The organism is Rhodococcus baikonurensis (genome assembly GCF_040489275.1).
GTDB classification, from domain to species: domain Bacteria; phylum Actinomycetota; class Actinomycetes; order Mycobacteriales; family Mycobacteriaceae; genus Rhodococcus_F; species Rhodococcus_F baikonurensis.
The window spans coordinates 1-19,636 of sequence record NZ_JBEUOQ010000022.1 but is presented as its reverse complement, the minus strand read 5'-3'; the positions used below and the strand labels follow the sequence as shown (position 1 = coordinate 19,636).

Sequence of the window (19,636 nt, the reverse complement as noted above, 5' to 3'; positions counted from 1 at the left end):
ATCAGGAAACGGGGAGAGCCAGATCCGCCCACTCGACCATCGCTTCGAGCACGGAGCGCAGTTCCATCCCCGTCGCAGTGAGTTCGTACTCCACTCGCGGCGGCACCTCGGCGTAGGCAGTCCGGGTCACCAGGTCGAACTCCTCGAAACGTTTGAGCCTGGCCGACAGTGTCCTTGGACTGATGCCGGGCAATGCGCGTCGTAGTTCCGTGAAGCGCATGGGGCCGTGCGTGAGCTCACGAACGATCAGTGTCGCCCAAGGTCCGTCCAGGACCAGCAGGAAGCGCGCGACGCCACACTCCGGAAGCACGTGACTTGATTCACTCATCGATTCCCCATTAGTTCACTTGAAGTAACTGGTTCCCGATCTGAACTATAGGGGTCATGACTTACACAGTGCATGGCGCCACCGGCGCACAGGGTTCTCCCGTTCTCGCGGGATTGGTCGCGGCTCTCGCCGGATCGACAGGCGCGGAGGTCCGAGCAATCACCCGTAACCCTGACCAGACGTTCGAGGGTGCGAACACCGTCGTCGCGGACAATGCGTCAGTCGACGCTCTCGCCGACGCTTATCGCGGGGCGGACGGAGTGTTCTTTCACCTGCCACTCGCCGGTGACACCGAGACGCTTGCGGGTTACGCCCACAACGTTCTGGCAGCAGCGAGAGTGGCACGTCCTTCACGCTTCGTGATCTCTACCAGCGGCACGGTCATCGGCGACACCACTTCGCCGCTTGCCGGTCCCAACGCCTCCGTTCTCTCCGAGCTCGTCGACGGACTTCGCGCCGAAGGCATCGCGGTGACCGTCCTGACCCCACGCTTGTTCCTCGAGAATCTACTTCTGCCCACCGTTCTGTCGGGGGTGAAAGACGATGGCGTCCTGCGTTACCCACTGCGTGCCGATCTCGCGGTCGCATGGAGTTCACATCTCGACGTCGCTGATGCAGCCGTCGCGGCCTTGACTCTCGACGGGGCACCGGACGCGGTCGACATCGGACAGATTCCGGCGATCACCGGCACCGAATTGGCCGAGGCATTCGCTCAACACTTCTCGCGCGCAGTAACTTTCGAAGCCGTGACACCCGACGCCTTCGGTGCGTCGATTGCACCGATCATCGGAGCGGGCGCAGCGGCCGGGGTTTCTCAGCTCTACACGGGGCTTGAGTCCGCCGACAACGTCGCGTTCGACTCGGCGACGGGTTCTGCTGCCACCTTGGGTATCACTGCCCGCAGCACCCGGGCCTGGCTGGCAGATCTCGGGGTGAACTGACCGGAACAACGCAAACGGCCGGCTCCGCGAAGCATCGCGTGGAGCCGGCCGTTTTCCGGGGTCACCGGTGCGTGCGGGTCTTCAACTGGCGGTTCAGCTGCCGACTCCCGAAGTCCAGACCGGCACCGTCACTGGTGGCCAGCACGGTGAGTCCAGCGGCGACCAGCAACGAAATAAGCACAACGCTCATGGTGAGTCACCTTTCTTCCTGTCGTGAAACGGTTTTGCGCCTCCGGGAAATGTCGACATATCCGGCACCCCACTTCAGCTGACCCCAAAGTATCTGTAACTATGGGTTACGCGCAATGTGTGGTCCCTCACCTGAAAGCGCAGGGTGATACGCAGATCACGCTGCGTTCGTTGGCGGACTTACCCGGCCAGAACCATGTTCACGAACTCGTCGGCGAGTGCATGACGGTCCGCATCGCTGCGAGGAACCGCATCGGGCGCACTGTGCACCAGCTGCATCTGCCCCAGGTACATCGAATACGCAAGTACGCCACGATATTCCGCCTTCTGCCTGTCCATACCCAGATCGATCAACAACGTCACGATGTAGGCGACTCGACGCTCGGTGACACGTCGAACCGCCGCCGAAACCAAAGGATGGTCGATCCCGGCAAGCAGTTCCAATTCCGCACGGCGTCCTGCCAGTCCGGTCGTGACCGCCTCGACCAGGCGACGCAATCTGACCTCCGCCGGTTCACCGGACGACTCGACGGACGAGATCAGGCGCTCGGTTGCCAGGACCTCCCATCGATCGAGCGCAGCCTGCAGTAATTCGTCGCGGCTCGCAAAGTGCCAATAGAAGGAACCCTTGGTCGATCCGAGCGTGCGCGCCACCTTTTCCACGGCTACTGCATCAGGCCCATGGCTGGTCAGAGCCTGGAAAGCTGCAGCGATCCACTGGTCGCGAGAGAGTCGGGCACGGGCATTCGTCACCTCCGTACGGTACCGTATGGGCAGGTTCCATACGGCACCGTACGGAGGACGAAATGACACTCGCTTTCAAGGCCATGCCTGCACCGGACTGGGCAGAAGCCACCACGATCACCATCCCGTCTGTTCCGACCCATACCTCCGAGGAGTGGGCGCAGGCAGTCTTCGACGTCAAGAATGTCCCCGCGCCAGTCCTCGCGATGTTCTGGCTCAGGGAGCGGATAGTCGGACTGCTCGGCATCGCCCAGGGACGCCCGGACACCTTTGCCGTCGACAAGATCGCCGACGGCGAGGCCCTCATCGAAGCGGACGAGAAACACCTACGATTCGTCGCCTCGGTTCAGGCCGACAACGACGCCGGTCTCCTGCACGTCGTCACTGCAGTGGAGCTGAAGAACCGCGCAGGCCGAATCTACTTCGCACCCGTTCAGGTACTGCACGGCGTGATCACGCGGGCAATGATGACGTCCGCACGAAAGAGACTGTGCACGTGATCAACCGTCCGGACCGCCCTTGAGTTCCAGACTGATCTGATCGGCATCCAGCGCGGCAAGTGCCGATCCGAGCATCCGGGCGTCAAAGAGCCCGTCGTCCCGCACGTCGAGGAGCGCTTGACGCTGCGCGTCGATCACGTCGAGCTGGGTCTTCTTCTTCGACTGCCCTTCCGGTGGAACGAAACCCGCAGAAGCATCCTCGAGGAGAGCGAGCAATCGTCGATGTTCGTCGAGTTCGGAACTGGTGAGGTCCTGGTCTGCCGGGCCGACCGCTGCGACGACGCGCTTCAACGTCCCGCCCTGCAGTATCAATGAGCCCGCAGCCACCAGGAACGCAACCAAGATCAGGAGTGAGCGGCTCGGGGTGTCTTCCGGAAGAGTCTGCGCGGCAGCCAGAGTGACCGCTCCGCGCATACCAGCCCAGATGACGATCGTGCCTTCACGCCATCCCAGAGGCGCGGCAAGGTAGTAGTCGATATCGGCAACCGTCCGCCGAACCCGAATCTTGAACCGTTCCATCTGATTCGCCGAAGGCTCCCGACGCCTACTGCGGCGTCGTTCGTCCGGTGGGTAGTCCTCGGGATTGTCGAGGCGATTCGCGATGTCGGAGAGTCTGGGCTTCATGCGTTCTCGAAACTTCGCCCGTGCTTGGAGTGCTCGCAGGAGCGGGGCCACGTACAGAGCCCGCACCAAGATCGTGAGGAACAGTGCACCCGCCGCCACGAACACCGCCGTGGATATGCCCTCGTGGTCGACCCGGACGTCGTCGACTATCGACGAGAGTTCGAGGCCCATCACCAGGAAGATCGCACCTTCGAGGACCAGTTCGACTGTGCGCCAGTTCTGGGAGTCCGACAACCGATGACTCGGCGACAGCTTCCGGGGAGCGTCGTAGCCGGTGACGAGCCCGGCCACGACGGCAGCGACCAACCCTGACGCACCCAACTCTTCGGCAGGGATCGCCGCCAGAAACGGCACCGTGAACGAGATGACCGTGTTGACCGTCGAGTCGGTGACACGGGCGCGAACCATCAGGTTGACCTTGCCGACGACCACACCGATGACCGCTGCCACGACCACGGCAAAAGCGAACTTGCCCAACACACTCCACAGCGACACCGACGCGGCCGCCCCGGCGATGGCAGTACGCAGCAGAACCAGAGCGGTGGCGTCGTTGAGCAGGCTTTCGCCTTCGAGGATCGACACCACCCGCGGCGAGACCGGGAGTTTCTTGACGATGGACGTAGCGACGGCGTCTGTCGGGCTCACGATCGCGCCGAGTGCAATGCCCCACCAGATGCCGAGTCCTGGTATCACCCAAGAGAAAAACGCACCGAGAACAAGCGCACTCACCACCACGAGCAGAACGGAGAGTCCACCGATAGCACCGAACTCACGCCGAAACTCCATCGACGGCATCGAGACCGAGGCGGAGTAGAGCAGCGGCGGAAGCACGCCTGCCAGAATCCATTCCGGATCGATGTCCACCGCGGGGACAAAAGGTAAGAGGCTGACAACGATCCCGGCCATCACCAGAATCAGCGGTGCTGCGACTCCGATCCGCGCTCCGAGCGTCGAGGCCGCGACGATACCGAGCAGACCGAGCACCACGATGATCAGAGCATCCACTGCTTCCCCCCACACCCCGGATTTTGTGTCTCGCTCTTTCTACACCTGCGCCGGCGCCGGGGGCGAGACCTGCCAGGCGACGGCGATCAGAACAACCGTGAATGCCGATGCAGGCCACAGAGCGTGAAGACCGATCCATCGATGAACCAACGCACCGATTACCGCTCCGGCGATCAATCCCGCGCACATCCCGAAGTGTTGCAGCCACGCCCACTTCGGGCCGCCCAGGAAGGCTCCGGTCAGACGCTGGCCCATCTTGACCAGCGCACCGGTCATGTACGTGACGCCGATCGTCACCTCGCCGTCGCGCTGGAACACCGAGTTGACGGCTCCCATTGCCAAAGCCATTGCCGAGATCGCGCCGGGGGTGACGTCGAGGCTGCTCATCACCGAACCGATGGCAAGCAGCCCGGCCACAACCGCGAGCACCGTGACCTTGCGAGCCCGGACGGAATAGCGCTCCGTGAAGTGGGTGACGACGGTTCCCAGCGCGATTCCCAGGAGGAAGAGCACGATGATCCCGCCGGCCACCCGCGCGGTCGACCACACCCCGTCGGCAAACGCGACGCTCGCCTGCGTCATGTTGCCGCTCATGAACGAGACGAAAGGCCCTCCGAGCGTGATGAATCCGAGCGCGTCGACGTAACCGGCCAGCCCGGCGAGCGCTGTCGCCAGGCCGATCAGCGACCTGCTGTATCCCGTCACCCGACGAGCTCGGTTCAGCTCAGCTTGCTGGTGCGCAGCTCGTGACCCTTGGACGTCTTGCAGCGGCCGGTCTCGAGATCCCACTGCCAGCCGTGCAGATCGCAGGTGAGGTTGGTGCCGTCGACGACACCGAACTTCGACAGGTCGGCCTTGAGGTGGGGGCAACGACGCTGAATCTCGTACCCGCCCAACTCGATCGACGCGCTGTCGTCGTGGGCCTCGGCGAACCAGCCGTCGGCGTAGGCGATGCGTTCGTCGGTGAGGCACTTGAAGAACGTGTAGAGGAACTCGTTGTAGCCACCGATGCGCCACGCCGTGAACCGCGTCGACAAGAAGATGGTGTTGACCCAGTCGGGCTCGTCGTCACGCAGAACAGTGCGAACCAGTTCGGGAGCGATGCGGAAGCCGTAGCGGTACTTGCCTTCTCCTTCGATGGGCTCGCGAACGATCCGCTTCGGGAAGTCGAGGACGACGGTCTCCTCCCCCATCACGAGTCCGACGGGGTAGCCGATTCCGTCGCAGATGAGGTCGGACTGAGCCATGATCGGCTCGAACTTGGCCTTGAGACCGTCGAGCAGCGGCTCGCCTTCGGCCGGAGCCCACGTGGCCTTCTGCGCGGCGATGACCGGCGCCATCTTCTGCGCCATCTTCTCGATGTATTCGGCCTTGTTCGAGAAGATATTGTCGACGTCCGCGTCCGGGATGGGATGCGTCAGGGCGACCTTCTCGCTTCCCCGAAGTTCGACGGCCGAGCCGGGGATCATCAGCAGACCACGATCGTTGCCGTTGATGCGCATCTGCTCGAGGAACGTGATCTGGTCGGGGAAGATGTTTCCCTCGTCACCGTGATCGTCGTTGAGGTAGCGCAGGTCGTCGTCGAGGAAGACCGGAGGGCCGGCCGACGGGACAACCCAGGCAGCGTCGACCTGGGAGATGTAGTTGCGGCAGCGGTCCATGCCGCGCTGACGCTTCTGCTTGCCGAAGTTGCGCTTGGTGCCCTTCGGGATGTCGTAGACCATCGGGTACCAGATCGCGCCCGAGTACTGCAGCAGATGGATGTCGACCTTCCCGAAGGCGTCGGTCAACGGGTCGAGGTCGACGGGCCTGGCGTCGTTCATGTTGAAACAGGTGGTTTCCCCGTCCGAGACGACGAGGCCCGAGTCACCGATCGGACCGTCCGCGGGAGCGCGTAGAGCGATGATCATGATGTCGAGGTCGCCCTTGGGGCCACTGACCGTGTGCTTGACGGAATCCTCGGTCTCGAAGAACTTGTGGAAGCCGAGCTTCTCGAGTTCACGCTTGAGGTCCGGCACCGGGTAATCGGGGAGCAGGACGGTGGCGTCCTTGTTGACGTGCGCGATCAGATTCTTCGGATCGAAGTGGTCCTTGTGCAGGTGCGAGACGTAGAGGTAATCGCAGTTGCCGAGCGCGTCCCAGTCCAATTCGGTGTTGTCGGGGAACGGCACCCAGGACGCGAAATACGTCGGGGTCACCCATGGATCACACAGGATGGATCCGGCCTCGGTCTGGATGTGAAATCCTGCGTGGCCGACGCTGGTGATCTGCATTGCAACCTCCGAAATCGTACTGCTGGTCAACTCAGCATAGTCGGCGCGATCAGGGCCAAATCGCGATCGAGGAGGCGGTCGGTTGTGACGTCATGCACGTCAGAGGTCGAAAGTGGGTTGCGGATCAGACCGGCCGGTGACGCGGACAACACTCCCTGCGCTGGCGTGTTCGCCGTATTTCTTGGCGCTCGCGGGAGCTGTTTCAGCATTCCCGGAGACAGCCTCTAAGGCTAACCTAACAAGCATGACTCGACTCCTTTCTCCCTCCACGACCGATCGCGACTACTGGGCGATCGTGGACAACCTGACGCGACGCGGTTTCTTCGGCGTCGGCGCGGGCGTCGCTGCGACCGCGTTTCTCGCGGCCTGCGGCAGCACGGAAAGCTCGACGCCCGACAACGCGGAGACCTTCGAGTTCACGCGCGGCGACGAGAAGCTGATCATTCCCACGGACCCCCGGAATGTCGTTGCCCTCGATCCACGCGATGGCCTCGAATTGTCGATCCTCGCCGGATACCCGGTGACCGCCTACCCCACCGGCGCCGCCGAACACCTGCGCCGTGAGGTCCCGGATGCCACGGGTGTCGAGATCTTCGCCGAAGGTGCTTCGGATCCCAACTTCGAATACATCTCGACCCTCGGCGCAGACCTTCTCGTCCTCAGCGCCGGCTGGTGGGACACCGGGTCGTACGGCAACGACCGGATGCAGCAGATTGCACCGGTCCTCCCCGTCGGCAAGGACTTCACCCCGGAGTGGCGGAAGGTCATGTCGGACTTCCTCACCGGCATCGGGCGCAGCGATCGCGCCGAGGAAGTCCTCGCCGAGTACGACGCCCATGTGGCGCAGATCCGCCCGACCGTCGAACCGCTGATGGCCGGCAAGAAGGTTGCCTTCGTTGCCGCCGCAGAGGATCAGATCGCGTGGTTCCAGAACGATTTCCGCACCGCCGTCGCCGAGGACCTCGGGTTCGAGGTGCTCCGTGAAGGCCCCGACCTTCGCGTGATGCTCGGGTCGGAGCAGTTCAACCGCCTCGAAGAAGCCGACGTCATCTTCGCCTTGGATCGCAGCGCCTCCGGCAGTGTGTACACCTCGCCGACGTGGCAGCGCCTGCCCGCCGCGCAGGCCGGTCGCGTCATTCCGTTCGACTACTACAAGGCCGCGGGATACGCCTTGACCGCCAAGGTCCTGGTCGACGACTTGGCTGCCGGGGTCAAGCGCTAGAACTACCTTTTCAGTAGGGTGCGGATCGTTTCGACCACTTCGGCAGGCGCCTCTTCTGCCATGAAGTGACCAGCGGACAGCGTGCGGTGTTCGAGATCGGGCGCCCACGCTTTCCACAGGGCCTCGGCGTCGTAGCCGAGCATCGAACCCCAGTCCTGCTGAATGACCGTGACCGGCATGTGCAGTTGGTTGCCCGCATCGCGATCGGCCTGATCGTGTTCGACGTCGATGCCTGCCGACGCCCGGTAATCGGCAACGATCGACGGCACCGCCTCCCGTGAGGCGCGCAGGTATTCGGCCCGCACGTCTGCCGGAATCGCTTCGCGGTTCTGCGTCCACACGTCGAGAAAGTACTCGAAGAATGCGTCGGCGCTGGCGCTGATCATCTGCTCGGGGAGACCGGGTGGCTGAGCCATGAGATAGAGATGAAATGCCACAGCAGCGTTCGATCCGTGCAGGATGTCCCACATATCCAAGGTGGGGAGCACGTCCAGCGAACCGAGCTGCGTGATCACGTTCGGATGATCCAGCCCCGCTCTGACGGCAACCAGTGCGCCACGATCGTGGCCGACGAGGGCGAACTTCTCGTGTCCCAATTTCCTCGCCACCTCGACGATGTCGGCAGCCATTGTTCTCTTGGAGTAGGTGTCCGGGTTTTCCTCGACCGGTTTGTCGCTGGCCCCGTATCCGCGGAGATCCGGGCAGATGACGGTGTGATCCGACGCCAAGGCAGTGGCTACGTGACGCCACATGAGGTGAGTCTGAGGGAAGCCGTGTAGAAGGACAAGTGGGGTTCCGCTTCCACCGACCGCGACATTGAGTCGCACGCCGTCCGTGGCGGAAATCTGCTGGTAGTCGAAGTCTGGGATGGTGATCGTCATCGGTTGCTCTCGTTCGTCGGGGTGATGGCAAGTCGGGGTGATGGCAATCAGCTTCGCCGCAGTCGATGAGCATTCGATGAGCGCGATAGCGTGGGGAAATGCGAGACCACACAGCTATCGGAGTTCTCGGACCCGTGGTCGCGTGGAACGATTCGTCAGGGTTGATCGATCTGAAGGGCCCACGACACAGAGCGGTCCTCGCTCGTCTGATCATCGCCCGGGGACGTGTCGTTCCGGTGGACGTGATTGTCGACGACCTCTGGGTCGATCCTCCGGCCGGGGCGACCAGCGCAATACGTACGTTCGTTTCCGCACTGAGGCGCTCACTCGAGCCGGATCGTGCGCCGCGAACGAAGCCGAAAGTCATTGTCACCGACGGGCCTGGCTACGCCTTTCATGCTGCACCCGACGCCGTCGACGCCTGGGAATTCGAAAGACTGGTTCGTGAAGCCACCCACTCGACGCCCGCGCAATCACTCGAACTGCTACGAACCGCGCTCCAGTTGTGGCGAGGACCGGCGTACGCGGAGTTCACCGAAGAACCTTGGGCTCGATCCGAGCGGTCACGCTTGGAGGAACTGCGTCTGACTGGCGTCGAAGGCTTGGCATCCGCGCTACTCGATCTCGGGCGAACCGCCGAAGCAATTCCCGAACTGGATGCCCACGTGACGGAACACCCTTGGCGCGAGGACGGTTGGCGGCTACTCGCACTCGCGCTGTACCGCACCGACCGTCAAGGCGATGCTCTGGCAGTCATCCGTCGCGCACGAAAGTTACTCGCCGAAGAGTTGGGTATCGACCCCGGACCACGACTGACCGACCTCGAGTCCGACATTCTCCGCCGCGAGACTCACCTGAATCCTGTAGCAGCAGAACAGATCTTCGCTCAGGTTTCGGCAGCGTACGACCGGACCGTAGCGGCAGGATCGAAATCGAGATTGGAGTCCACAGTCGGTCTCCTCCGAAGTCTGGCAGTTGCGGGTGGAAGCGGACTGGAGACTGCCCGAAACCAGCGACTGACCATCATCGGCGCCGCTGAACAAGTGGACGATGTCGAACTCACCGCACGGATCATCGGCAACTACGACGTGCCCGGAATCTGGACACGATCCGACGATCCTCGGCAGGCTGCGCAGATCGTCGAGGCCGCTCAGCGCACCCTCGATCGACTTCCGGTCGGCAACGAACTCGCTCGGGCCAGACTGTTGGCAACAATCGCACTCGAATCGCGCGGACTATCCGGTCATCGCGGACTCGAATGTGCCCGTGCTGCAGTGCAGATCGGTCGCGCTCTCGATGATCCAGGGCTCCTGGCCTTCGCTCTGAACGGGTTGTTCATGCAGACGTTCTGGACTACCGGTCTGGCCTCCGAGCGCGACTGTATCGGTCGTGAACTGGTAGACCTCTCCGTTCGACACGGCTTGTCCACCTTCGAGATCCTCGGCCATCTGATCCGCATGCAAGCCCTCAGTGCACTGGGGCATTTCGATGCAGCAGAGCTACACGCCGAGACAGTTGATCGATTGGCCGGACGTCACGAGCGACCGTTGGCAGCGGTGTTCACCACCTGGTTTCGCGCTATGCGTACTGCCGCTACCGGCGCGGAGGTCGCGCACTGCGAGAAGCTGTACGAAGCTGCGGCGGTGAACCTTTCCGATTCCGGTATGCCCGGCCTCGAGGACGGCATACTCCCCCTCGCAATTCTCGCCCTCCGCGTGTGGAGGGGACTGCCGGCGGTTTTCGACCCGACTACGCAGTGGGGCCCGTACGAACCCTGGGTCCGGCCGCACCTCCTTCTCGCACACGGGCAGGTGAGCGAGGCCGCCCGGGCAGTCGAGGCAATGCCGGACCCACCCGAAGACCTGCTCTCCGAGGCACTGTGGTGCCTGACTGCCGCAGCGGCCACTGCAGTCGGCAACCCTCGAGTCGAGGAGCGTGCGCGAGCGGCACTCCTACCTGCCGCCGCCGAAATAGCCGGCGCCGGAAGTGGAATGCTCACTGCGGGACCCGTCTCGCACTATCTCGCCAAACTGCAGTAAACCGGAACCATCAGGTGAATGCGATCACCGTGTCACCCCACGCCTCCCGGATCTCGCGGTCGAGATCAGCGACGACGGCGTCGTGCTTGTCGATCAACAGTGTCGAGCGTGTATCGGTGTCATAAGTGGGCCACCCCGGAGCCGTACCCAGTTCGCTATCGGCCCCGATCCCGTAATCACCTGCAGCTCTGGCGAAATCCAGCCACCTCGTCTGCATACGCTCCGATACATGACGCGCCGCGCTCAGTCCTCCCAACTTGTAGGTGATGTCCCGTGCTCCGTGGTTGATGTTGCCGAAGACGTAGGCGAGTTCGGTACCGTGCGTCGCACCGATCTTCAGCGCCTTGAGCATCGGCGGCGCGTAGTCGAACCGGTACAACCACGTCGGCGCAATCTTGCTGTGCGCCTCGGCAATCCACAAGGTCGGCAGACGGAATCCGAAGTCACGGGTCAACCCGAGACCGGCACCGAGCTTGGACAGTCCCGAATACGCACCTTCGATCTGAGAATGATCGGGCAACTCGAACCCTGGATGCTCGTCGGCGATCTCTGCGAACATCGACGTGATCACGACGGGATCGATCGGCATCAACGGCGACTTCATCATCCGGAAGAGCGAAGACTCGTCCTTGTTGGTTCCGATGATCAGCGGAATCGGGTGTGCGTTGCCGTGACGGAACGCTCGCACCGGGTAGTCGGGGAGCAGATCACCGTCGACGATCGGTGCGAACGCCAGAGTTCCCGGTGTCTCCTGCGGAACCCGTGCGAACAGTTCGTCCGAAGGCCCGAGAAGGTCCTCGGCGGCAGTGGTTCGCAACAGCCCCAGATCGGCCTCGCCGCCGCTGAAGATCTCGAGAAACAGCTTCGCGACGATCTCGCCGCGTTCACTCCCGTACACCGAAGTGGCGGGCGAACTTTCGGCGATGGCGCGATGAAACAATCCGCGGGCGGACGGGACGGTCATCAGCGTCGTCACGGCGCCGCCGCCTGCCGACTCACCGAACAGCGTCACTCGATTCGGGTCACCACCGAAGGCTGCGATGTTGCCTTGAACCCATTGCAGCGCTGCAATCATGTCGCGGAGAGCGACATTGGGCTCGAAGGTATGTTCACTCGAATTGAAGGACGAGAAGTCGACGAAGCCGAAAACACCGATACGGTAGTTGATCGAGACGACGACAACGTCACCGTTCTCGGCCAATGTGGTTGCGTCGAAAAGTGGTTGGCTGGATGCTCCGCGGAAGTACGCTCCGCCGTGAATCCAGACCATCACCGGTTTACCCGGCGCATCCGCACCGACCGGGCGCGGCGCCCACACGTTGAGGAACAGGCAGTCCTCGTCCATCGGAACGTTCTCACCGAGCGGAATCATCGCGAGCCGACTTTGCGGCTCACACGGCCCGAACTCTGTTGCGTCCTGAACCTCGGTCCACGGCTGTGGCGGAACTGGCGCGCGAAATCGCAGCGGACCGACAGGAGGTGCCGCGTAACGAATCCCCTTCCAACTCGACACCGAGCCTTCCGTCGATCCTCGAACCGGCCCGTACGTTGTCTCGACTACCGGCGCTTCGCTGGGTGTGATCGTCATTCGATTTCTCCTCGAATCCATACAGGCAAATAATGCTGCCAGCATTCGGGACAAAACGGGCATGTTTGCCGGTTTCCTGGCGACTGTCGACCCTGCGGGTCCCAAGCATTACGCCCGGGACGGCCCTGCGTCGGAGCGCAGTGTGTTCCGAGTGCACTCCTACGACACATCAGGACGGGCCGAAAACGCACCGACGACCCTGAAGATCGACCCGGAGAAGATTGCCCGCACCTACGACGAGGACACCGCTCATTGGCTCAGCGCATTGGCGAACACGCATGACCCACAGGGAGTTCTGGCCGTCGGCCAGGTCATGCGCCGGATTTCGTGAACTTCGCCAACTCTCGCAATCGGACCAGATCCCAGGCATGCCTGGGGCGGCGTACCCCGGGACGATCTTTCGGGACGCGGACGCGGAGTGCCTGCGGGCTGACCGTGCACCGCACCGGAGTGCGCATCACCAGAGCTTCGCCGTCGACGCCGACCGGAATCTCGTCGGTGTCGGCGTCGACGATCACCTCGAATCCGGTGCCCTGAGCCAGACCGTGTTGATGTGCCCGATGGAGCAACCCGACGGCCTGGCGGGCGCTGCCGACGGAGATCGCGACGATGCCGAGAGTGCCCCGGTCCAATCGCGGCCGATGGCCGAGCCCCGCCAGGTCGTTCATCTCGTACGGTCCGTTGCTGACCAGCACAGCCTGTGGGCCCACAGCAGACAGGCTCGCGGAGCGCGCGGTCAGCACCGCTCCCGCACGTCCGGCGAGCAGATCCGGGAGTTTCTGCAGGAAGGTGCTGGTCTTGGCGTCGCGGTACTCCGGACTCTGGACAACTTCGGCGTATGCCCCGAACGATGCGTTGTTGACGAAGGTTCGACCGCCGACATTTCCCAGATCCACGGTGACCTCGACGCCGTCGACAAGAGCGTCGAGGCACCGTGACGGATCGTCGAGGTCGAGACCCAGATCCGCGGCGAAATGATTGCGCGTCCCGGCGCTGACGACCAGGAAGGGCAGGTCGTGTTCGGCCGCAACAGCGGCAACCAACCCCTGAGTTCCGTCGCCACCGGCAACACCGAGTAGGTCGGCGCCGTCCGCGACCGCTTGCCTCGCCAGGGCCGTCACGTCGATCTTCTCCGGCCCCTCGAGCAGTGCGACCGTGGCTCCCCGTTCCTCGGCCTTGCGTTTCAAGTCGAACTTCCCGACCTTGCCACCGCCGGAGTTCGGGTTCATCACGAAGAACGGTTTGACGGGCGGCGTCGCCGGTCGCTCGACTACCGGCAGTTCCTTCTCCTCCCCCTCCAAAGCGGTGCGAGCGCAGATACCGGCTATGACGAACAACCCGATCGAGAGCAGCACCACCCACAGGAGTCGTTCTCGGACCAGGAAGGCGAGCACCACGATCGGTGTCAGAACCGCCACGGCCAACGAGATCCAGCGGAGGAATCCGCGGGTGGTCAGAAACCAGTACACCGCTACGACGCACACGACCACCCCACCGATCCCCAGGATCAGCATGGTCAAGGTTTTCAGTCCGGCGAAAATCAGGAGCACCACGACTGCAAGAACCAGCGCCGCAAATGCCGCACGTGCCAACCAACTCTGTTTCGACGAGGGCCGATCCGTGTGGGCAGGGGTCGTCATCGAACCACCTCCCCGCGATTGTCATTTCGGCCGGTACTTCGACGCTATCCCTTCGACGCAGGCCAGTCACCTACCGGAAGGAAACCCACTTTTCATGCGCTGATACTTTATGACGACACCTCGTCATAAAAAGGAGAAGGCCCGTGACAACACCGACGTCCGCAGCATGGGGATCCTCGGAGGAGCCTCTGACCCTGGCGCGGAAAGCCGGTCTTCACGGGCTGCGATGGATGGCCTGGCTGGCCGGCGCGACTGGCTTCGCACAATTGGTGTCGACCGGGCTGAACTTCACCGACACCGTCCGCGGAGTCGCGCCGGCCACCTACCCGACGGTGGACGTGGTGTGCAGTGTCGTGGCGCTCGTTCTTCTGGTCAGCCTGCTTGTCGGCCGACCCGACGGCCCCGCGATGTTGTCGGGTCTCGCCCTCCTCATGGCCATGCTGATGGCGCCGACTCTCCACAAACATGCACCCGAGTCGCTCTGGCTGGCGGCGGCACACGCCGTCGCGGTGGTCGCCGTCATCATGCTGTCCGTGATGACTTCGCGGTTCTCCAGTGCCGAGTTGGATCGGCCGTGACACCGGATACACCCCTCTCGCTTGCGGCCGAAGAATGGATCACTGATCTGACTGCCGCGGAGATGGAGCGATTGCGCAAACGCACGACGCTCACCGCCGCCGAAGAGCAAGAGGTCTGTCGATCCGTGCGCTCGATCGCGCAGCAGATGATGCTCGTACCCGTCTCGATGTGGCAGGGTGATCCACGCCTTGTAGCGGATCTGTTCGACCTCCCCGTGACCGTGAATCAGACACAGGAGGAACGACCATGCCGAAGCTGACCGGTGGCGCGACAACTGCGGAGCACAAGATTGCTACCCGAGAAGCCATGTTGGACGCGTTCATTCACGAACTTCACGAGCAGGGCTGGCAGAACGTGAAGCTGCAGACCGTGGCTCAGGCAGCCGGCGTCTCGCGGACAGCGGTGTACAACTACTTCCCCGACAAATCTGCATTGCTGCTTGCGTGGTCCACCCGCGAGATGGATAGATTCCTGCTCCTGGCCGAACGTGAACTCGCGGATCGCGAGAATCCTGTCGACCGAATCGAGATCCTCGTCAAACTGACACTCGTCGAGTTCTCACTGCAGCGATTCACGGGAATCGCTTTGGCCGAATTGTTGTCAGCGCAGGATCGCGAAAACTTCCTCGAACATATTGTCCCCCTGTCTGATCTGGTCGAACAACTCGTCCAGGAAGGTATCGACGCTGGCACTTTTGTCGATTCGGACGCCGGCGCTACGGCGCAACTCATCCTCGCCTGCGTGGAGAGCCGACGGCCGATGCTCATGGCCGGTGATCGAGTGGACAGCGTCGTGGCAACCACCGTCCCGTTCATCATGCGCGCGTTGGGCGTCTCGTGGCCGACTTCCCTCACCGCAGATCCTACCGATCGGCCTGCTCACGATCGGTAGGATCGCAGGTATGCACTTCGACCTCCCGCCCATCGATCAGCAGGCCGAGCGATTGATCGAACTCGGGGTACACGAGATGGCCGGACTTTCTGCGGGCGACGTCAGGGCAGCCGCCGCAGCCGGACAGGGCGATGTGGGACTGCTTACCGTGCACGAAAGACTCGCTCCAGCTTCTGTTTTGGCTTCACTGCTCGAACACAAGAACAAGCGGGGCTTCATCGTCGTCGACATGGCCGACGTCGATCTGTTCGCTCCTACCGAGCCTGCCGCGTTGCCTGACACCGCGATGTATCTGCTCGGTGAAGTCGACCGCGGGGATCACCTGGCCAATTGGAGCCCGGACGAAGCACTGCCTGCAATCGTCGAGGCGGACCGGACGCCGCTGACACTCACCGAAGGCATCCACTGGCTGCTGCAGCGCCCCGACGTCCTCGAACGCGGAAAGTGCTTCATGACGATCGGTTCCCGGTTGCGCAAGCCCGATGGATCTTTCGACACCAGGACTCCCGCCGTGTGGATCAGCAACGGAACCGGTCGCGACGGCAAAGACAACCGCAACGCCCCGAAGGTCGGGTGGTGTTGGTGGGGCAACCGCCACACGTGGTTGGGGTTCGCATCGGCGAGCGACCGGATACCGCTCCCGAACTAGAGCACGGTTGCGCGGTCGAATCGGTACCGATCCTTCCACGGCATCTCGGCCTCGAGCATTGCAGCAGCAGAGAGCAATTCCGCGTCGCAACCCCACTTCGCCGAAATCATCACACCGAGCGGAACGCCGTCTTCCGTCCAACCGAGTGGCAGACTGATCGACGGGAAACCGGTTGCATTGGCGACGACGGTGTTTCCGGTGAATGCAACCATGTCGATCAATTCGGTCGCGGGATCTTCGTCGTTGCGCAACTCCCCGATCGCGAGCGGAGGCTTCGTCACCGTCGGGGTGACTACAAGGTCGGCGTCGGCGTAGTCGAGGCTCCATCGCCGCGCCCAGGCTTGAACAATTCCGATTGCCGCGGCCAGATCGCCCGACGGCACCCCGCTTGCTTGAACTCGCAAGTGCTGCACTATCGGACGGAGAAGGTGCTCGTACTCCTCCGGGATCGGCTTGGTGCCGGCCAAGGACGAGAACATCTTGACGAACGCATCGACGAAAACATCATCGCGGGCTTGAGGTCGCTCGAACACGTTGTGCCCCAGGCTCTCCAAAACACTGCCGACCTTCGATACAGCGTCCGAGAGCTGCAGATCCACGACTCCGCCGGAGACCGATCCATGCGCTAGAGCGACGGTCAAGGGCCGAGCGCGCACTCCCCCAGCCTGTACGACGAACTCTTCGAACGACTTCGGCCGCGCCGGGTGGATAGTTCCGGCGCCAGGTCGCGTCGCCAGAACGTCCAGCAGCGCAGCGGTATCGCGAACCGTCCGGGCGATCGGCCCTTTGCTCGCAAATCCGAAGTTGTCATGCCCCGCCACGCCCATCGTGATCAAACCGCGGCTCGGCTTGAGGCCAACCACTCCGCACGTACTCGCCGGAGAACGCAACGACCCCGCCGTGTCGCTTCCCTGCGCAAACGGAACCAGACCAGCTCCGACGGCGGCTGCGGCGCCACCACTGCTGCCGGCAGCACTCCGTGTGCGATCGAACGGACTGCGAGCAGGCGGAGCAACTTCAGGCTCGGTGTAACAGGCTGCCCCGAACTCGGGCACCGTCGTCTTACCGATGTCGATCAGTCCACCTTCTCGGATCGCCTCGACGATCTCGTCGTCAGCGTCCGGCACGAAGTCGCGAAAGAGCGCCGATCCGAAGGTCGTACGAATGCCGCGAGTAGCGTCAAGGTCTTTGATTGCCGTCGGAACGCCGAACAGGCGCGGAAGGGGCCCGGCGTCCCGCTCGTCCAACCTGCGCTGTGCTTGTTCGGCGAGGGCGACTGCGTGCTCCCCGGCGATCGTCGTGAAAGCACCGACGTCGTCGGAAGTGGTCGCACGGTCGACGAAGTACCTGGTGACTTCGGGAATCGAGACCTGCTTGGCGGCGATCACACCGGCAAGTTCGACGGCGGACAGTTGATGGAGATCAGTCATCGGGCAGCGCTCCTTGTAGGTCAATAGACACTTGTAATTTCGATACGCGTATCGCTATTGTTGTCAGCATGGTATCCGAATCCGCCAGCTCTGCAAGGGCCGGTCGACCAAAAGCATTGAGTCACAGACAGATTCTCGATGCCGCGGCAGAGATCGCCGATACGGACGGCCTGGATGCGGTGTCATTTCGAGTGCTCGCCGAACGACTCGGCATATCGCCGATGTCCGTCCACCGCACAACTGGTGGCATCGACGCCTTGAGGCGAGATCTGATCTCGACTCTCGTAGGCGAAGCCGTCTCGTCGATCGACTGGCCGACCGACTGGCGCGGGGTTGCCCGCACGTTCGCCTACGGCCTCCACGATCTCCTGATGCGCCATCCCCTGGTCCTGGAAGCCCATCGGCAGGCATCACTGGAAGCACCCGGGGCCGACGATACTGCCCACCGAGTAGTGAACGCCCTTTCCTTGGCCGGCCTCGAGGACGAACAGGCCACGTACGCGTACGGCGCGCTACACGATTTCGTCACCGGACACGTCGCAATTCAATTGGGACGCGGCGCTTTCGACAGTGCACCGGCCGATCGACGCGAGGCATCGGTGTTCGCGCTTCATCACGATCCCACCCGAAGGTTCGAGTTCGGAGTCGCCCTCATCCTGGACGGTGTGGCGTCGATCGCGCAGCAAGGAAACACACCATGACGAGCAGCGTGACCACAACCGAAATTCGCGACGCCTCGGGCCGTCGTATCGCATTCTGTGAGTACGGCGATCCGACTGGCCACCCGGTAGTCGTGGCCCACGGATCACCTGGCAGCCGATACGAGGGGCTCTCACTCCACAACGCGGCTGCGACGGCAGGCATACGGCTGATAGTCCCTGATCGACCCGGCTTCGGACGCACGGATCCTTACACGGACAAGGGATTTCATTCCTGGGACGACGACTACGTCACCCTGATCGATCACCTCGAGGTGGACTCGGCCACACTGATGGGTTTCTCCGGAGGCGGCGGTTACGCGCTCGCAGTCGCTGCAGCCGTTCCCGAACGAGTCTCGAAACTGGTGCTGGCGTGCGCCATGATCCCCGGGGCGCCGCGAGATACCGTGCGACGCAGAATAAAACTGGTATCCGCGCTGTATTTTGCCGCCAACTGGGCTCCCCGCATGGCCGGCGCAATGCTCGCGGGAACCGGAGTGTTCTCCAAGCTACGCAGCGACTCCGTCTCGATCTGGCCGGCCGCCGATCAAGCTGTCATGACCGACGAGTCGCATCGTCCCGCTCTCCAATTGGATTCATCCGAAGGGATCGCGCAGGGCGGGTCAGCTGCGATTGTCGACTTGGCTCGGTATCGCCACGAGATGCCAGGATTATTTCAATCTATCTCGGTACCAACGGTTTTCCTACACGGAACCGAAGACGGAAACGTACCCATCGAAGTAGCCCGCTGGGCACACTCTTTGATCTCCCACTCACGCTTCGAAGAAGTCAGCGGGGGCGGTCATCTGTTCGTAGTCGCGGACCCCACCCCACTGATTCGCGCCCTCAGATAATTCCCCTTGACTCGAACGCATGTTCGAGTACTCTTTGTGTAGGGGATCGGGGGATTCAATGAGTGTTCTGTTGTCGGATGTGGTGTCGGGTTCTGCGGTGGGGTTACGCGGACGCCTGTGGCAGTTGTCTGCTGCGGAGCTACGTGAGGCTGCCGTGTCCGCGAGCGCGGAGATTCTCCGCCTCGAGGCTGTGCGGGTGGCGGTGGTCGACGAGTTGTCGTTGCGTCCGGATGATCAGGTGATCGCCAGCCGCGGAGTGGGTGCCTGGTTGGCGGCGAACACGATGCTCCAGGTCCGGGACGGGAAGAAGATCGCCGCCCTCGGTGCTGCGCTGCGGCCGTTTCCGGCAGTGGCAGCTCGGTTCGATTGCGGGGATTGTTCGTTCGAGCACGCCGTGTTGATCGTGGCGTTCTGCGAGTCACCTCCGAAGGGGATGCCGGACGAAGCGCTACCGAAGTGCATCGATTTGTTGTTGGCTGCCGCCTCCGGTGTGGAGGCGACGACCACGAAGGTGCGGAACGTGATCGCGACGTTGGAGCGAATCTTCGAATCCGATGAGAT

At 62.8% G+C, this 19,636-nt stretch carries 22 protein-coding genes; 12 read left to right on the top strand and 10 right to left on the bottom strand.

Annotated features, from left to right (window positions below; genetic code table 11):
- Position 1: 1 nt before the first annotated feature.
- Complete coding sequence (locus ABWI03_RS30430) at positions 2-328, bottom strand: winged helix-turn-helix transcriptional regulator (RefSeq protein ID WP_296554053.1); 327 nt, start codon at positions 326-328, stop codon at positions 2-4.
- A gap of 56 nt (positions 329-384) precedes the next feature.
- On the opposite strand from ABWI03_RS30430, the gene ABWI03_RS30425 reads away from it, so the two are divergent.
- On the top strand, positions 385-1,269 hold the full coding sequence (locus ABWI03_RS30425) for an SDR family oxidoreductase (RefSeq protein WP_298775712.1): 885 nt from the start codon (positions 385-387) through the stop codon (positions 1,267-1,269).
- A 61-nt stretch (positions 1,270-1,330) separates the two neighbouring features.
- Here the strand turns inward: ABWI03_RS30425 and ABWI03_RS30420 are convergent, their stop codons facing one another.
- Together ABWI03_RS30420 and ABWI03_RS30415 are read right to left on the bottom strand one after the other, a co-directional pair.
- The gene (locus ABWI03_RS30420) at positions 1,331-1,459 is read right to left on the bottom strand and encodes a hypothetical protein (RefSeq protein WP_003943237.1); all 129 of its coding nucleotides are present in this window, start codon (positions 1,457-1,459) and stop codon (positions 1,331-1,333) included.
- Between the two features lie 179 nt (positions 1,460-1,638).
- On the bottom strand, positions 1,639-2,211 hold the full coding sequence (locus ABWI03_RS30415; RefSeq protein WP_298775708.1) for a TetR/AcrR family transcriptional regulator: 573 nt from the start codon (positions 2,209-2,211) through the stop codon (positions 1,639-1,641).
- A gap of 53 nt (positions 2,212-2,264) precedes the next feature.
- Between ABWI03_RS30415 and ABWI03_RS30410 the strand changes: the two genes are divergently transcribed.
- Entirely contained in the window at positions 2,265-2,702 is a 438-nt protein-coding gene (locus ABWI03_RS30410; RefSeq protein WP_298775706.1) for a DUF2867 domain-containing protein, read from the top strand.
- Here ABWI03_RS30410 and ABWI03_RS30405 read toward each other — a convergent pair whose 3' ends face one another.
- From ABWI03_RS30405 to ABWI03_RS30395, 3 genes are read right to left on the bottom strand one after another with little or no spacing between them, the layout of a single operon-like run.
- Complete coding sequence (locus ABWI03_RS30405) at positions 2,703-4,331, bottom strand: cation:proton antiporter (protein WP_298775704.1); 1,629 nt, start codon at positions 4,329-4,331, stop codon at positions 2,703-2,705. It abuts the gene before it with no gap.
- 39 nt (positions 4,332-4,370) lie between these two features.
- Positions 4,371-5,036 (bottom strand): YoaK family protein, encoded by a 666-nt coding sequence (locus ABWI03_RS30400; RefSeq protein ID WP_124567166.1) that lies wholly within the window; start codon positions 5,034-5,036, stop codon positions 4,371-4,373.
- 14 nt (positions 5,037-5,050) lie between these two features.
- Positions 5,051-6,604 (bottom strand): MBL fold metallo-hydrolase, encoded by a 1,554-nt coding sequence (locus ABWI03_RS30395; protein ID WP_298775702.1) that lies wholly within the window; start codon positions 6,602-6,604, stop codon positions 5,051-5,053.
- Positions 6,605-6,848: 244 nt separating this feature from the next.
- Between ABWI03_RS30395 and ABWI03_RS30390 the strand changes: the two genes are divergently transcribed.
- On the top strand, positions 6,849-7,826 hold the full coding sequence (locus ABWI03_RS30390; RefSeq protein ID WP_298775699.1) for an ABC transporter substrate-binding protein: 978 nt from the start codon (positions 6,849-6,851) through the stop codon (positions 7,824-7,826).
- Between the two features lie 2 nt (positions 7,827-7,828).
- Here ABWI03_RS30390 and ABWI03_RS30385 read toward each other — a convergent pair whose 3' ends face one another.
- Positions 7,829-8,707, bottom strand: coding sequence for an alpha/beta fold hydrolase (locus ABWI03_RS30385; RefSeq protein ID WP_124567169.1), 879 nt, complete (start codon positions 8,705-8,707; stop codon positions 7,829-7,831).
- A 98-nt stretch (positions 8,708-8,805) separates the two neighbouring features.
- Between ABWI03_RS30385 and ABWI03_RS30380 the strand changes: the two genes are divergently transcribed.
- Positions 8,806-10,746: an AfsR/SARP family transcriptional regulator gene (locus tag ABWI03_RS30380; protein WP_298775696.1), complete on the top strand. Its 1,941-nt coding sequence runs from the start codon at positions 8,806-8,808 to the stop codon at positions 10,744-10,746.
- Between the two features lie 10 nt (positions 10,747-10,756).
- On the opposite strand, the gene ABWI03_RS30375 is transcribed toward ABWI03_RS30380, so the two are convergent.
- Positions 10,757-12,334, bottom strand: coding sequence for a carboxylesterase/lipase family protein (locus ABWI03_RS30375; protein ID WP_298775695.1), 1,578 nt, complete (start codon positions 12,332-12,334; stop codon positions 10,757-10,759).
- A gap of 61 nt (positions 12,335-12,395) precedes the next feature.
- Between ABWI03_RS30375 and ABWI03_RS30370 the strand changes: the two genes are divergently transcribed.
- A complete protein-coding gene (locus tag ABWI03_RS30370) occupies positions 12,396-12,665 on the top strand; it encodes a hypothetical protein (RefSeq protein ID WP_298775796.1) in 270 nt (89 codons plus the stop codon).
- On the opposite strand, the gene ABWI03_RS30365 is transcribed toward ABWI03_RS30370, so the two are convergent.
- Positions 12,646-13,974 carry a diacylglycerol/lipid kinase family protein gene (locus tag ABWI03_RS30365; RefSeq protein ID WP_298775693.1) on the bottom strand — a complete coding sequence of 443 codons (1,329 nt, stop codon included), beginning with the start codon at positions 13,972-13,974 and terminating at the stop codon, positions 12,646-12,648. The two genes, ABWI03_RS30370 and ABWI03_RS30365, sit on opposite strands and share 20 nt — an antisense overlap.
- A 143-nt stretch (positions 13,975-14,117) precedes the next feature.
- Here ABWI03_RS30365 and ABWI03_RS30360 point away from each other — a divergent pair, with 143 nt between their 5' ends.
- From ABWI03_RS30360 to ABWI03_RS30345, 4 genes are read left to right on the top strand one after another with little or no spacing between them, the layout of a single operon-like run.
- A complete protein-coding gene (locus tag ABWI03_RS30360; protein ID WP_298775691.1) occupies positions 14,118-14,552 on the top strand; it encodes a hypothetical protein in 435 nt (144 codons plus the stop codon).
- A complete protein-coding gene (locus ABWI03_RS30355; RefSeq protein WP_298775688.1) occupies positions 14,549-14,812 on the top strand; it encodes a hypothetical protein in 264 nt (87 codons plus the stop codon). The genes ABWI03_RS30360 and ABWI03_RS30355 overlap by 4 nt, the downstream gene beginning before the upstream one ends.
- Positions 14,800-15,444, top strand: a complete 645-nt coding sequence (locus tag ABWI03_RS30350; RefSeq protein WP_124567179.1) for a TetR/AcrR family transcriptional regulator — start codon at positions 14,800-14,802, stop codon at positions 15,442-15,444. Before ABWI03_RS30355 ends, ABWI03_RS30350 begins: the two co-directional genes overlap by 13 nt.
- Before the next feature lie 10 nt (positions 15,445-15,454).
- Positions 15,455-16,093, top strand: a complete 639-nt coding sequence (locus ABWI03_RS30345; RefSeq protein ID WP_235170641.1) for a DUF5701 family protein — start codon at positions 15,455-15,457, stop codon at positions 16,091-16,093.
- On the opposite strand, the gene ABWI03_RS30340 is transcribed toward ABWI03_RS30345, so the two are convergent.
- A complete protein-coding gene (locus ABWI03_RS30340; RefSeq protein WP_298775683.1) occupies positions 16,090-17,523 on the bottom strand; it encodes an amidase in 1,434 nt (477 codons plus the stop codon). The two genes, ABWI03_RS30345 and ABWI03_RS30340, sit on opposite strands and share 4 nt — an antisense overlap.
- Positions 17,524-17,591: 68 nt before the next feature.
- Between ABWI03_RS30340 and ABWI03_RS30335 the strand changes: the two genes are divergently transcribed.
- From ABWI03_RS30335 to ABWI03_RS30325, 3 genes are all read left to right on the top strand, one after another.
- The gene (locus tag ABWI03_RS30335) at positions 17,592-18,224 is read left to right on the top strand and encodes a TetR/AcrR family transcriptional regulator (protein WP_260395404.1); all 633 of its coding nucleotides are present in this window, start codon (positions 17,592-17,594) and stop codon (positions 18,222-18,224) included.
- Entirely contained in the window at positions 18,221-19,075 is an 855-nt protein-coding gene (locus ABWI03_RS30330; protein WP_298775676.1) for an alpha/beta fold hydrolase, read from the top strand. The genes ABWI03_RS30335 and ABWI03_RS30330 overlap by 4 nt, the downstream gene beginning before the upstream one ends.
- 58 nt (positions 19,076-19,133) lie before the next feature.
- Positions 19,134-19,636 (top strand): DUF222 domain-containing protein (locus ABWI03_RS30325; protein WP_353799024.1); only part of this gene is annotated, 503 nt, incomplete at its 3' end.